Source organism: Tractidigestivibacter sp. (assembly GCF_050946515.1).
GTDB lineage: Bacteria > Actinomycetota > Coriobacteriia > Coriobacteriales > Atopobiaceae > Tractidigestivibacter.
This window is the reverse complement of the sequence record NZ_JBMNUX010000009.1, coordinates 1-13,815: the sequence shown is the minus strand read 5'-3', so window position 1 is coordinate 13,815 and position 13,815 is coordinate 1. Positions and strand designations below refer to the sequence as shown.

The window sequence follows — 13,815 nt, the reverse complement described above, 5'->3', positions numbered from 1 at the left end:
GGGTGCGCGCAGATTCGCGCGCACCCTCCTGTTCTAAAGTCGACTTAGTTACACAATTTCGCCGATTTTTGCACCGAAGCGCGCCTAGTCACACTGGTGCGCGGGCGTCACTCGAGTAGTGGTGCTGCAATTGAAAGTTTTATATATGCGTCTACCTGTGGCTTTGTTGTTCCACATTGGGCGGTCACCTTAGGGTCTCGCCAAAGTCTAGTGTAACTAAGGGTACTTCGGTGCACGCGAGCCCCTCGTTTGTGTAACTAGGTGGCTTTCGATGCATGGTTTTGGCTTTGGTCAGCTTGCGGGAGCGTAGGAGAGACAACGAACGGTGCAATAGCGTGCGGGGGCGCAGCTCTGCTGCGCCCCCGCACGCTCTATATTGCGCCTAGACGTTCCTTCGCGCACCCTTGCGCCAACACGCGATAAAAAATCTCATATATGGAGACTTAGATAATGTATAAACTCGACTCATAGGGGGCATAAGAGACAACGAACACGAACCAACACGCCTCACTCAGCATCCGCTTGAGCGGCGCGCAACGAAAGGACCAGATACTATGAGCAAGATTCTAGGCATCGACCTGGGCACCACTAACTCGGCAATGGCAGTCCTCGAAGGCGGAGAGCCCACCATTATTGTTAACGCCGAGGGCGACCGTACTACCCCGTCTGTTGTCGGCTTCCGTAAGGATGGCGACCGCATCGTAGGCAAGGCCGCAAAGAACCAGGCAGTCACCAACCCCGGCAACACCGTTTATTCCATCAAGCGTTTCATGGGCCGCAAGTACGGAGAGGTCACTTCTGAGCTGAAGACCGTCCCGTACAAGGTTAAGCCCGGCACTGGCGAGCGCGCTGTCGTCGAGATTGACGGCGAGGACTTCACGCCCGAGCAGATCAGCGCAATGATCCTGAGCAAGATGAAGGCTGACGCCGAGAAGTACCTTGGCGAGCCCGTCACCGACGCCGTTATCACCGTCCCTGCGTACTTCAACGACGCCCAGCGTCAGGCAACAAAGGACGCAGGCAAGATTGCTGGCCTGAACGTCAAGCGTATCGTCAACGAGCCTACAGCCGCAGCGCTGGCTTATGGTCTCGACAAGAAGGGTACCGACCAGAAGGTCCTGGTCTTCGACCTTGGCGGCGGCACCTTCGATGTCTCGCTTCTTGACCTTGCTGACGGCGTGGTAGAGGTTCTGGCCACCAACGGCGACAACCACCTGGGCGGAGACGATTGGGACCAGCGCGTCATCGATTGGATGGCAGACAAGTTCCAGCAGGACAACGGCATCGACCTGCGCAAGGACCCCATGGCCCTGCAGCGCCTCAAGGAAGCTGCCGAGAACGCTAAAAAGGAGCTCTCCTCCGCTCAGCAGGCAGAGATCAACCTGCCGTTCATCACGGCTGACGCAACCGGCCCGAAGCACCTCAACTACACCCTCACGCGCGCCGAGTTCGAGCGCATCACGCGCGACCTGCTCGACCGCTGCAAGGCACCTGTGACCAAGGCGCTGAGGGATGCTAACCTGCAGATCAGCCAGGTTGACGAGGTCATTCTCGTCGGCGGCTCCAGCCGTATGCCCGCTGTCCAGGAGCTCGTCAAGCAGATGACGGGCAAGCAGCCCAACATGTCCGTGAACCCGGACGAGGTTGTTGCCGACGGCGCAGCTGTCCAGGGCGGCGTCCTTACCGGCGACGTTTCCGGCATCCTGCTGCTCGACGTTACTCCTCTGTCCCTGGGCGTTGAGACCATGGGCGGCGTCATGACCAAGATGATTGACCGCAACACCACGATCCCGACCTCCAAGACCGAGGTCTACTCCACGGCCGCCGACAACCAGACGTCCGTCGAAATCAACGTCCTGCAGGGCGAGCGCGAGATGGCTGCCGACAACAAGTCGCTCGGCAAGTTCAACCTGACCGGCATCCCCGCTGCTCCTCGTGGCGTGCCTCAGATTGAGGTTACCTTCGATATTGACGCCAACGGCATCGTGAAGGTTACCGCTAAGGACAAGGCTACCGGCAAGTCGCAGCAGATCACGATTTCCGGCTCCACCGCGCTTTCCGACGAAGAGGTCGACCGCATGGTCAAGGACGCCGAGGCTCACGCCGAGGAGGATAAGAAGCACAAGGACGAGATCGAGATTCGCAACCAGACCGACTCTCTGTGCTACTCCACCGAGCAGACGCTGAAGGACCTTGGCGACAAGGTGCCTGCAGATATGAAGTCTCAGGTTGAGTCCGCGGTTGCTGACGCTAAGAAGGCGCTTGAGGGCAACGACATCGACGCAATCAAGAGCGCTGGCGACCATCTGCAGGAGGTTGGTCACAAGCTTGCCGAGGTTGTCTACTCCAACACCGAGGCAGAGACCTCCACTGGCTCCGCCGACCAGTCCAACTCCAGCAGCTCTAACGGCGGCGACGACGTTGTGGACGCTGACTACGAAGTTGTCGACGACGACGACAAGGAGAACAACAACTAGCGCTGGCTCCATATGCAGCGATAACTGAGGGGGCGGCCGCCGTGGTCGCTCCCTCCAGTAAACGTGAGGAGGGTGACGTGAAGGTGCCGGTAGAGGACGTTAACGATAAGAAAGACGCAAAGACCGAGGACTCCGAGGCAAAGAAGAACGAGGCTCCTGCCGCCGCTCAGCCCAGCGCCGTCGATGACATTGATCCCGATGATGACGCGGCTATGCGCGAGGCAGCAAAGCGCGCGGCCGAGGAAGTTCTCCAACAGGAGGCAGCCGAGGACGCCAAGAAGGCAAAGAACGAGCGAGACGAGCTGAAGAAGCAGGTAGATGACCTGACCGACCAGATCGAGAAGGCCAAGAAAGAAGCTTCCGACGCAACGGAGCGCATGATGCGCCTGCAGGCAGACTGGGATAACTATCGTCGCCGCACGGCGCAGGAGCGCTTGGACGAGCGCGAGCGCGCGGCGGAGAAGCTCGTCTGCAATCTTCTCCCCGTGATTGACGACATGGAGCGCGCGATTGACCACGCCTCTGCAGTCGATTCAAAGAGCGATCAGTTTACGCAGTTCGTAAGCGGCGTCTCGGCGGTCCATGACAAGATGGTGTCGATTCTGGGCAAGGAGGGCGTCGAGGTCATCGACCCCGTGGGCGAAGCCTTTGACCCACTCGAGCAGCAGGCCGTTGGTCGCTCAGAGGACAGCGAAGCCTACGAAGATACCGTTGCTCAGGTATATCAGAAGGGCTACCGTATGGGCGGCAAGGTCATTCGTACCGCCATGGTGACGGTGACGTATGGCGGTCCCAAGCGCCCTGCTGAAAAGCCAGACGCAAAGGATGATGCGGACAAGAAGTCCGACAAGGCGTCTGACGCCAAGCCCGAGGGCGCGGATGCAACCGGTGACTCCGGTGGCGACGCTAAGAGCGATAAGTGAGGTCGGGCGCCCGGGCCAGGTGGTCCGGGCGCGCGTGTGTGACAACAGTTCTAGAGAGGGGGCTCGTGCAATACCATGGCCACAAATAAAAAGACGTATTACGACATATTGGGCGTGAAGCGCGACGCCACCCAAGAGGAAATCAGGAAGGCCTTCCGCAAGCTTGCGGCTAAGTACCATCCCGACGCCGGCGGAGATGAGAAGAAGTTCAAGGAAATCTCCGAGGCTTATACCACGCTGTCCGACCCTAAGAAGCGTAAGGAATACGACCAGCTGCTGCTCTTTGGCGGCATTCCTGGCGCGGACGCTGGCGGCTCTGGTCGTCGCGGCTACACCACATATTCCTCGAATATGGGCGACGTTGATTGGTCTGACATCTTTAGCGGAATGGGCGGATGGGCTGACATCTTTAACGGCATGGGTGGAGGTCGCCAGCAGGCGTCGCGCCCGATGCGCGGCTCGGACCTCACGATGCAGATTGACGTGACGGCCGACGAGGCGTTTCGCGGTTCGACGCGCAAGGTGTCTTACCAAGTTCCCTCTACGGGAGAGCGCCAAAGCCTTACGGTAAAGATTCCCGCCGGTGCCGTCGATGGCGGAAAGCTGCGCTATCGCGGACGTGGGGAGTATGGTGCCAATGGCGGCGAGCGCGGCGACCTTGTCATTACCACCAGGGTCGAGGAGCACCCGCTGTTCAAGCGTGATGGCGCTGACGTCCGTATGGAACTTCCGGTTAGCATGTACGAAGCTGCTTTGGGCGCTACGATTGATGTGCCCACGCCTGACGGCACTGAGGTAAGGCTCAAGATTCCTGCCGGCACGCAAAGCGGTAAGACCTTCAGGTTTAAGAATCTTGGCGCTCCTAACGTAAAGCGCAAGGGTACGCGTGGCAACCTGTATGTGACCGTGGACGTTAAGGTGCCTACGACCATGGGCAAAAAGGAGCGCGACGCGCTGACAGCCCTCCGTGACGCCGACCGTCGCAATTATAGAAAGGACGTCGAGAGCTATGGCCACTAGTGGCACTCTCAATAACGGAGGATCCGGTCAGGGTTCCGACAGGGATAAGCCGCTCTACATGATCAGCGTTGCGGCCGAGCTCACTGGCATGCATCCGCAAACGCTTCGCGTATACGAGCAGAAGGGTCTTGTCACTCCTGGGCGCTCGCGTGGTAACACGCGCCTGTACAGTCAGGCTGACATCGATCGGCTGAACTTAATTTCGAAGCTGACCGACGAGGGCATTAACCTTGCTGGCGTCGTCCGCATCATGGACATGCGCGAGCGCGCGCAGGAGAAGGACAAAGAGATCGACGAGCTACGCGCTCGCGTGCGTGAACTTGAGGACGAAGTCCATGAGTTCCGGATGCGCGAGAAGATTACGGCATTGGCTCGCTACGATGGCCAAAGTCCCGAGCAGGTCATGCGAAACCTTTTGGGTGATGGAAACGACGACCCCGCCAATTGAGGCGGGGTCGTTTTTTTGTTTTTGAATTCGATTCCGCTTCTCGGCTACATGCAGCTGTGTGCCTTCTACCTGCGAAGGCAACTGCTGGGCGCCTTTCAGTTGCCTTACAATTGCAGCCGCGGGTTGGTAGTAGGCTACTGGGATAACCCCTAGGGTAAGAGTCGCCGGCAGAGGAAAGGCCCCGACCCTTCAAAGGAGAACGCTATGAGCTTCCGCGACAACCTCCAGCACCTTCGTGCCACCCGAAACATGACCCAGGAGCAGCTCGCCATGCTGCTCGGTGTCTCCCGTCAGTCCGTCACAAAGTGGGAGGCCGAGAAGAGCTACCCCGAGATGGACAAGCTCATCAAGATCTGTGAGCTTTTTGACGTCACGCTCGATGATCTGGTGAAGGGCGATCTCACCAACGTCGAGCCCGCGCCCGAGACTCAGAGGATGCCTGACGGTCCTGCCACCGACGTCATTGGCTACGACGAGCATGCCCAGAGATATGCTCGGGGGCTCTCTCTCGGAGTTGGCTCCATCATTGCGGGTGTCGGGCTTGCGCAGATTGTCTCCGCGGTCTGTCTTGCGGCTGGGCTCTCTGGAAGCGTTGCTGATACCATGCAGCTTGTGATGATTGTGGCGGGAGTCGCCGCGGGTCTCATGTTCCTGCTCCCCTCGACGTCCGACCATGCGCGCTTCAAGCGCGTGCACCCCTATGTTATGGACTTCTACACCGAGGAGGAGCACCGCGCTCATGCTCACAAGCAGACGATGCTGACCGCTGTGGGCATCGTCGTCATCCTTGCAGGCGTCGTGGTCGCATCGCTTGGCGACACGGGAATCAGCGTGAGCCTGATGGCTGGTCCCGAGGACTACGGGCTGTCCATCAGCATCGGAGAGAGTGTCTTTAACGGCTGCTTCCTGCTGCTTGTGGCCATTGGCGTCGGCATCATCGTCTGGGCGCAGACGCGCCATGGACTTGCAGACGTTGTCGCGTACAACGTCGATGCTGCCGAGGAGCTTACGGAGGAGAATATCGAGTTTGGCGACTATGACGAGAAGACCCTCGAGCATGTTCGCTCCATCAAGAGCCATAAGCGCCTCAACAGGGTGAAGGGCGGCCTTGACGGAATCATCATTCTGGTGGGGTCTATCGTTGGGCTTGTCATGCTCTTTATGGGTCTCGAGCTCTTTTGGGTTGCCTGGATTGTCGGCGGAATTCTCTGCTTCATTTCCGACCTCATGGTCGATCTTGTGTGGCAGGCACGCGGTAGGGCATAGGCGCAGCACTCGTGTGAGGTGGAAGAAGACCGTTCGAAGCCCAGCGCTCTTTGAGTAGTCTCTTCTTGACGGGCGCTGCGCTGAATGCTGGTCTCTGAGACGCCTCTGGCATTCAAACATTCCGCTCTGGAAGTTGAGCGGCGACGATTGCCGGCAAACGGTGGCTCTTGTAAGGTCTCGGCAAAGAAACTCGAACGCTCATTTACATATCTGTTCGAATATATCATGGTGAACTCGTATAGAGACCAAGTTCCCCCCGGTTCAAGAATGGAGTCATGCGAGAAAGGAACGGTCATGACCACGGAGAGGGTAATCAAGGCCAAGTCAGGCTGGGCGATGCTCGTGGTTAATGTTCTTATCTACTTAATCTCCGTATTTGGCATCGTATGGGGCATCATTATGCTCGCTACCGCAGATAGCGCAGGAATAGAGCCACCGGTTATGGCGAACATCATTACGATTGGGGGCTTCGTGCTTCTTTTCGTTGCTATTTTGATTTCCGTTGGCTTCATTGCGCTGCAGCCAGGTGAGGCAAAGGTCTGCCTGCTTTTCGGCAATTACATTGGCACCATTCGTGACTCTGGCTTCTTCTGGGCGAACCCTTTCTACAGCCGAAACCTTGGCGAGCAGGGTTCGGACGTCGAGACAAGCGTCGCTGCGCTCGAGGAGCTTTCCAAGGGCTCTGTCACTAAGCTGCCGGCCCAGTCGAATGCCATCTCAACAAAAATCTCCGTCCGCGCACGTACTCATAATGGCGAGCGCATCAAGGTGAACGACAAGCAGGGTAACCCCATCGAGATTGCCACTGTCGTGGTATGGCACGTGGCCGACACGGCAAAAGCTCTCTTTGACGTGGATAATTACCTTTCTTATGTAGCCATGCAAACCGAGACAGCCCTTCGCCATGTTGCGAGTATCTATGCCTACGATCACATGGAGGACGACGATTCATCCAACACCACCATCACGTTGCGTTCCAACATCGAGGAGGTCTCGGCGAGTCTGCGCGAAGAGCTTGGTCGCCGTCTTAGCCCTGCCGGCGTTGAGGTGGATGACGCACGTCTTACGCATCTAGCATATGCCCCTGAGATTGCGCCCGCGATGCTGCGCCGCCAGCAGGCTGAGGCCATAATCGCCGCGCGCAAGAAGATCGTCGAGGGTGCGGTCTCTATGGTGGACATGGCTCTTTCCGAGCTATCCGACGGCGGCGTTGTGGAGTTCGATGACGACCGCAAAGCGGCAATGGCGTCAAACCTCATGGTGGTGCTTTGCGGAGAGTCCGAGGCCCAGCCCGTCGTGAATACCAGCTCGCTCTGACAACATGACCTCTCGGGTAAGAAATGTCCAACGTGAGCTGGTCGAGGTCTGGGACGCAATCAAGCGTCGGACTGAAGATTATTTGCGCTGCGCCCGATTGCGCTGCAGAGATTCTTCGGTTGTAGGTCTTTTTTAAGGGTTGAGCTAAGTATCACCTCGTAGGTGCCATTTGTTTACCTGCTGCTTTAGCGAATGTTAACCGCTTCGTACTCGACGCTCTTGTCAAAAAAGACCTACAACCGAAGATTTTCTGCAGGGGCTAATGGCAGGACGATTGACAACGGCCTTCTGCGATGGCGCCGAGGATTCCCAACAGGCGGGAAGCTGTAGCTTACGTGTGCCGAATATCGAGTGGGTATGCTAATGAAAGACGTTCGGCGACAGAACGGAGCATATATGAACGAGAACAAGCTGAGCGCTGGGAAGATCGCGCGGCTGGTCGGAAACTATGCCTGGGCTCTCGGCATGCTGTTTATCGGCAGCTTTTTCGGTGGTCTTGTCTCCGTCTTTCTTGGGGTCTTCATCTACGGGTTCATGACAGGCGAAGATTCGACACCGATGATCTTGGCGCTCTCCATGAGCGACACTTCGATGCTGGGCATCGATGGCTACGCGGCCTCTGGCACGAGCGCTCTCTATTCTGCCGTGATGTACTTCACGGACATTGGCATTTGGATTGTCGCTTTGCTCTACCTGCGCTTCAGCAAGACTTCGCGCCCGATTCTGAAGACCTTGACTCACAGCACTGCAGGCAATACTTGGGCAAACCTTGGTCTTGGTCTGCTTGTGGGTTTTGCTATGAACGCACTGTGCGTACTGGTTGCTCTAGGCTCTGGCAGCTTCAGCCTTTCGTTTGTCGGCTTCAATCTCGTTGGCGTGCTGCTGCTTTTTGTCGTCGTGTTCGTCCAATCCTCCGCTGAGGAGCTGCTCTGCCGCTGCTATCTTTACCAGAAGACCTTGCGCACGACCGGTAGCCATGTTGCCACCATCGCGATTACGTCGATAGCGTTCGGTTTGCTTCATATCTTTAACAACGGCGTCACAGTGCTTGCCATCGTGAACGTCATACTGGTGGGCGTGCTCTTTGGTCTTATGGTGTGGAAGCTCGACAGCCCATGGATGGCGTTCGCGGCTCATACTGCCTGGAACTTTACCCAGAACATCCTTTTCGGTCTTCCCAACAGCGGAAATACTGTCCCGTTCGCGATTTTTGGCATCACGTCCGGTACGACTCCCACGTCCGGCTTTGCCTATGATTCGGTCTTTGGCGTTGAGGGATCAGGCATCGCCACGATTGTGCTATTGGCGGGCTGTGCTCTCGTCTGGTTCATTGGGAACAAGCGCAACAACAAGCCGACCGACATTTGGGTGGGGGAGCCTAACGAGCAGAATTCGCAAGCAGAAAGCCTGCCGCAGGCGCCGACGGTCTAGGTCGCCCTACGTTTGCATGTTCCCGCGATGCCCCTGTAGGCTGTGATTGCCCCGACTTGCGCGCCATCATATACGAAAATCTATAACATAGACACTTAGATTTCTGTATAAGACTACCCATAAGGTGGGAATACTCCTTGTTGATAGACAAGAATCCGCCACTCTCCGGAGCAGCGCGGAAATACGAGGAGTGATGCATATGAGGCTAGACAAGTGGGCAGTTACAGCCCAGGAAGCGCTGCAGTCGTCGGTATCGATAGCTGCAGACGCGCAGGCAGGGCAGGTTGAGCCCATCCACCTGCTGAAGGCACTGCTTTCCGCTGGCGATAGCAACCTTAAGTCGATCGTTGAGCGCGTCGGCGCGGATGCCTCTCAGGTTGAGACGCAAGTTGACATGGCTATCGCCAACGCACCTAAGGTTACGGGCGACATGTCGCAGATGGGCATGAGCAACGATCTTATTGGGGTTGGCAATGCGGCAGAAAAGCTTGCCAGCAAGCTAGGGGATGCGTACGTCACGTCGCAGCACCTTTTGTGCGCCCTTGCTGACGAGAAGGGCGAGGCGGGAAGTATCCTGAAGTCCGCCGGTCTTACCAGCAAGCGCCTTGAGGAGGCTTATCAGGACCTTCGCGGCGACGAACGCGTTACCAGCCAGGATTCCAACATGGAGTTTAAGGCGCTAGAAAAGTACGGCCGCAACGTGACCGACCTCGCGCGCCAGGGCAAGCTCGACCCGGTCATCGGCCGTGTCGAGGAGATTCGCCGCACCATCCAGGTGCTGAGCCGCCGCACGAAGAACAACCCCGTGCTTATCGGCGAGCCTGGCGTCGGCAAGACCGCAATCGTCGAGGGGCTGGCCGAGCGCATCGTGGCCGGAGACGTGCCCTCAACCATCAAGGACAAGGACATCATCGAGCTCGACATGAGTGCGCTGATCGCTGGCGCCAAGTACCGCGGCGAGTTCGAGGACCGCCTGAAGGCCGTGCTCAAGGAAGTCGAGAAGTCCGACGGGCGCATCATCCTGTTCATCGACGAGCTGCATACCATTGTGGGTGCAGGCGCGACCGAGGGCTCCATGGACGCTGGCAACATCCTGAAGCCGGCGCTCGCCCGCGGTGAGCTGCACGCCATTGGCGCTACGACGCTCGACGAATATCAAAAGTACATCGAGAAGGACCAGGCGCTGGCCCGTCGTTTCCAGACGGTCTACGTGAGCGAGCCCTCCGTTGAGGAGACCATCTCGATCCTGCGTGGCCTGAAGGACAAGTACGAGCAGCATCACCGCGTCCGCATCACCGACGCTGCGCTTGTCTCGGCAGCCGACCTGTCCAACCGCTACATCTCCGACCGCTTCCTGCCCGACAAGGCCATTGACCTCGTGGACGAGGCAGCCAGCCGCCTGCGCATGGAGCTCGACTCCATGCCCGCCGACATCGACGCCGTTGATCGCCAGCTCACGCAGATGCAGATCGAGGAGCAGGCCCTCATGAAGGAGGAGGACGACGCATCGCGGGAGCGTCTTGAGACGCTGCGCAAGGAGATTGCCACCACGCGCGAGAAGCTCGACGGCATGAAGGCAAACTGGCAAAACGAGAAGAGCGCCATCGACCGCGTGCAGGACCTCAAGAGCCAGATTGAGGATGCGAAGGCCGAGATGGAGCGCGTGACGCGCAACGGCGACCTCGCTCGTGCCTCTGAGCTGCGCTATTCCACAATTCCGTCGCTGCAGAAGCAGTATGACGAGGCCGAGAAGGCCCTCTCCGCCAAGCAGGAGGAGGGTGGGCTTCTCAAGGAGGAGGTCACCTCGGAGGAGATCGCCGAGGTTGTCTCCGCGTGGACTGGCGTGCCCGTTGCCAAGATGATGCAGGGCGAGATCGACAAGCTCAAGAACCTCGAGGGCGAGCTGCACAAGCGCGTCGTGGGACAGGATGAGGCCGTCAGCGCTGTGGCCGCCGCCGTGCGGCGCAGCCGTGCGGGACTTTCCGATCCCAACAGGCCCATCGGCAGCTTCTTCTTCCTCGGACCCACCGGCGTGGGCAAGACCGAGCTCGCAAAGGCGCTGGCAGAGTGCCTGTTCGACGATGAGCGCGCACTTGTCCGCATCGACATGTCCGAGTACATGGAAAAGTTCTCGGTCCAGCGCCTCATCGGTGCGCCTCCTGGATACGTGGGCTACGACGAGGGTGGCCAGCTGACCGAGGCCGTGCGTCGGCGTCCGTACAGCGTGATCCTGCTCGACGAGATGGAGAAGGCTCACCCCGACGTCTTCAACATCCTGCTGCAGGTGCTCGATGACGGGCGGCTTACTGACGGCCAGGGTCGCGTGGTCAGCTTCAAGAACACGATCATCATCATGACCTCCAATGTGGGTAGCCAGTACATTGCCAGCGCGGGTCCGACGAGCGATCCCGAGGAGGTGCAGCGCCAGGTAAATGAGGCTCTGCGCCAGACGTTCAAGCCTGAGTTCCTCAACAGGATCGACGATGTGGTGGTGTTCCACCCGCTTGGCCTGGATGAAACCGAGAAGATCGTCGACATCCAGCTCAAGGACGTCCGCGAGCGGCTTGCCAAGGAGCGCATCGAGCTTGAGATTACCGACGGAGCCAAGCAGTCGCTGGCCATCGACGGCCTCGACCCGGTCTATGGCGCGCGTCCGCTGAAGCGCCTGATCCAGCGGCAGGTTGTCGATAACGTGGCCAACCTGATCATCGATGGCCAGGTCCGCGAGGGCGACACGGTGAAGGTCGACGTCGACGACTCGGAGCGCATCTTCGCGGCTCGCGACGATGCCGCCAGCGAAAGGAGTCGGCAGCGCGCTGCCGAGGCAGTGGCAGCTGAGTCCTCGGCTACGAGTGACCTCGACGACGATAGCCCCGTCGAGCCGGATTCGGTGGAGTAAGCCTGCCGCTTCCTCTTGCGAAAACGACGCCAACTGAACAACGGACACGCCAGCGGTTTGGGTGAGCGCGCATCTGCGGAAACGCGCTTCGCCCCCGCTGGCGTGTCCGATTTTTTCGCTGCGAGGGGGCCAGGCGGGCTGGCAACACGAACGGGCAACAACCGTATGGCCTCGACGCCACGGCTAAGTTGCGCCGAAGTGCCCTTAGTGCGACGTTCGCGCTCCTTTTTGCGCCGAACTGCCCTTAGTGCGACGTGGTTTTCCGCCGCGTTGGCAGACATCAAGAACGCAATGATTATCCCGGCGATGCCAACTGGGGTGATATTGGTGTGAATGCATAAAACTGACGTGCGCATCGCGTGGGTCCGCGAGACGCGTCGCACTAACGGAGTGCGGCAGAATCCTGGACCACCCTGACCGTCGATCCTATCATTGCGACCGAAGGAGGGTGTGCGCATGTACAAGAAGGAGGAGAGGGAGCGCTTCCTCGCCGAGCTGAGGGACTCCGGGATGCCCGTCGCGGCGTTCGCCCGGCTCCCGGGCAAGCCCGGCAGGAGGACCCTCGTGGACTGGATCGCGCAGGCCGAGGCCGGCGAGCTCGACGTCCCGGAGAGCACCGTCCCGGGGCGCTGCGAGCACGTCAGGCACGCCCGCTACCCCGAGGCGACGAGGAGGGAGGCCCTCAGGCTGCTCGCGAGGGGGGCGCGCCCCTGCGACGTCGCGCGCAGGCTCGGGATCTCGTCCGGCAGCGTCGTGAGCTCCTGGGCGAGGAGGGCGGAGGCCGCGGCCGGCGCGCCCCCCGCGCGGCCGCCCAGGCCGACGAGGGCCGAGCTCGAGGCCGAGGTCGAGGAGCTCCGCGCGCAGGTCTCGGTGCTCAGAGAGATGGTGCGCGACCCAAAAGCAGGCGACCCGGCGAGACTCTCGAACAGGCGGAAGGCAGAGCTAGGCGAGAGGCTGAGGAGGGGCTTCGGGCTCTCCCTGCGCCAGGTCCTCTCGGCCCTGGGGATCTCGAAGAGCTCCTACGAGTACGCGAGGAGGGCGGCGGAGCGTGACGCCGGGCGCGCCGAGGAGGTCGGGCGCAGGGCGAGGGGCGCCTTCGAGTCCAGCGGGCGCACCTACGGCTACCGGCGCGTCTGGGCCGCGGTCAACGCGGACGGCGGCGGGCGCGTCTCCCAGCGCGAGGTGCGCGCCGCGATGAGGGCGGGCGGCATGGTCGCGCGCAGGACCAGGCGCCGGGCGCGCTACAGCTCCTACGCCGGCGAGCCGGACGAGCGGCCCGCCAACCTGCCGCTGTCGGCCGACGGCCGCTCCCACGACTTCTCCGCGCCGGCGCCGGACAGGATGGTCGTGACCGACGTCACCGAGTTCAGGGTCGGCGGCGGGCGCAAGGTCTACCTGTCGCCGGTCGTGGACTGCTTCGACGGCATGCCCGTGTCGTGGTCGGCGTCGACGTCGCCGGACGCGGGGCTGTGCGTGTCCTCGCTGCGCTCCTACCTCTCCCAGCTCCCCGGGGGGCACGGCCCGGTCGTCGTCCACACCGACGGCGGCTGCCAGTACCGCTCCGGCGCCTGGAAGGCGCTCTGCGCGGAGCGCGGGGCGACGCGCTCGATGTCGCGGAAGGGCCGCTGCGGGGACAACGCCAGGGCCGAGGGCTTCTTCGGCACGCTCAAGGAGGAGTTCTACAACGGCAGGGACTGGTCGGGCGTGGGCCCGGAGGAGTTCGTCGAGGACCTCGGCCGCTTCATCGGGTGGTACCGCTCGGGCCGGCTCAAGCGCTTCGGCGGGGGCGCGGGCTCTGGCTACGAGACGATCGCGGGCAGGCGCCGGAGGCTCGGGTACGCGACGTACGGGAACGTGCCATAGTCGACGGAGTCGGGCGGTCCAGCTCTGCCGCCGCACTCCCTAAGGGGGTTGCAGCACCACGGGCAGCGAAAGGGGCAGCCCTTGAGAAACGCCACCGTGCGGATGCCGCCCCCGTCATGGAGCGAGAAGCGCTGGATGTTGGCGACAAGCCCGGTGGGCTCGGCGCCGTCT

Annotated in this window: 9 protein-coding genes and 1 pseudogene; 9 read left to right on the top strand and 1 reads right to left on the bottom strand. The window is 60.4% G+C overall.

Features of this window, described 5'->3' with window-relative positions; all coding sequences use genetic code 11:
* The first annotated feature begins 554 nt into the window (after positions 1 to 554).
* The 9 genes from dnaK (at position 555) to ACOYJL_RS06665 (ending at position 13,644) form a co-directional block, all read left to right on the top strand.
* A complete protein-coding gene (dnaK, locus tag ACOYJL_RS06705; RefSeq protein WP_433569451.1) occupies positions 555 to 2,477 on the top strand; it encodes a molecular chaperone DnaK in 1,923 nt (640 codons plus the stop codon).
* Between the two features lie 41 nt (positions 2,478 to 2,518).
* Positions 2,519 to 3,400: a nucleotide exchange factor GrpE gene (gene grpE / locus ACOYJL_RS06700; protein ID WP_433569450.1), complete on the top strand. Its 882-nt coding sequence runs from the start codon at positions 2,519 to 2,521 to the stop codon at positions 3,398 to 3,400.
* A gap of 75 nt (positions 3,401 to 3,475) precedes the next feature.
* A complete protein-coding gene (locus ACOYJL_RS06695) occupies positions 3,476 to 4,420 on the top strand; it encodes a DnaJ C-terminal domain-containing protein (protein ID WP_433569449.1) in 945 nt (314 codons plus the stop codon).
* Entirely contained in the window at positions 4,410 to 4,868 is a 459-nt protein-coding gene (locus tag ACOYJL_RS06690) for a heat shock protein transcriptional repressor HspR (protein ID WP_433569448.1), read from the top strand. Before ACOYJL_RS06695 ends, ACOYJL_RS06690 begins: the two co-directional genes overlap by 11 nt.
* Positions 4,869 to 5,072: 204 nt before the next feature.
* Positions 5,073 to 6,134: a helix-turn-helix transcriptional regulator gene (locus tag ACOYJL_RS06685; protein WP_433569447.1), complete on the top strand. Its 1,062-nt coding sequence runs from the start codon at positions 5,073 to 5,075 to the stop codon at positions 6,132 to 6,134.
* A 294-nt stretch (positions 6,135 to 6,428) separates the two neighbouring features.
* Positions 6,429 to 7,451, top strand: coding sequence for an SPFH domain-containing protein (locus ACOYJL_RS06680; RefSeq protein ID WP_433569446.1), 1,023 nt, complete (start codon positions 6,429 to 6,431; stop codon positions 7,449 to 7,451).
* A 396-nt stretch (positions 7,452 to 7,847) separates the two neighbouring features.
* Entirely contained in the window at positions 7,848 to 8,882 is a 1,035-nt protein-coding gene (locus tag ACOYJL_RS06675; protein WP_433569445.1) for a lysostaphin resistance A-like protein, read from the top strand.
* Between the two features lie 199 nt (positions 8,883 to 9,081).
* Positions 9,082 to 11,781: an ATP-dependent chaperone ClpB gene (clpB, locus tag ACOYJL_RS06670; RefSeq protein WP_433569444.1), complete on the top strand. Its 2,700-nt coding sequence runs from the start codon at positions 9,082 to 9,084 to the stop codon at positions 11,779 to 11,781.
* Between the two features lie 456 nt (positions 11,782 to 12,237).
* Positions 12,238 to 13,644 (top strand): IS3 family transposase, encoded by a 1,407-nt coding sequence (locus tag ACOYJL_RS06665; protein ID WP_433569443.1) that lies wholly within the window; start codon positions 12,238 to 12,240, stop codon positions 13,642 to 13,644.
* Here the strand turns inward: ACOYJL_RS06665 and ACOYJL_RS06660 are convergent.
* A pseudogene (locus tag ACOYJL_RS06660) lies at positions 13,581 to 13,815 on the bottom strand (hypothetical protein); the annotation flags it as partial. The gene ACOYJL_RS06665 and the pseudogene ACOYJL_RS06660 overlap by 64 nt on opposite strands.

Excerpts from the sequence above, each read along its gene's own strand:
- dnaK (WP_433569451.1), top strand. The coding sequence starts at position 555 with ATGAGCAAGATTCTAGGCATCGACCTGGGCACCACTAACTCGGCAATG.
- ACOYJL_RS06695 (WP_433569449.1), top strand. The coding sequence starts at position 3,476 with ATGGCCACAAATAAAAAGACGTATTACGACATATTGGGCGTGAAGCGC.
- ACOYJL_RS06690 (WP_433569448.1), top strand. The coding sequence starts at position 4,410 with ATGGCCACTAGTGGCACTCTCAATAACGGAGGATCCGGTCAGGGTTCC.
- ACOYJL_RS06685 (WP_433569447.1), top strand. The coding sequence starts at position 5,073 with ATGAGCTTCCGCGACAACCTCCAGCACCTTCGTGCCACCCGAAACATG.
- ACOYJL_RS06680 (WP_433569446.1), top strand. The coding sequence starts at position 6,429 with ATGACCACGGAGAGGGTAATCAAGGCCAAGTCAGGCTGGGCGATGCTC.
- ACOYJL_RS06675 (WP_433569445.1), top strand. The coding sequence starts at position 7,848 with ATGAACGAGAACAAGCTGAGCGCTGGGAAGATCGCGCGGCTGGTCGGA.
- clpB (WP_433569444.1), top strand. The coding sequence starts at position 9,082 with ATGAGGCTAGACAAGTGGGCAGTTACAGCCCAGGAAGCGCTGCAGTCG.
- ACOYJL_RS06665 (WP_433569443.1), top strand. The coding sequence starts at position 12,238 with ATGTACAAGAAGGAGGAGAGGGAGCGCTTCCTCGCCGAGCTGAGGGAC.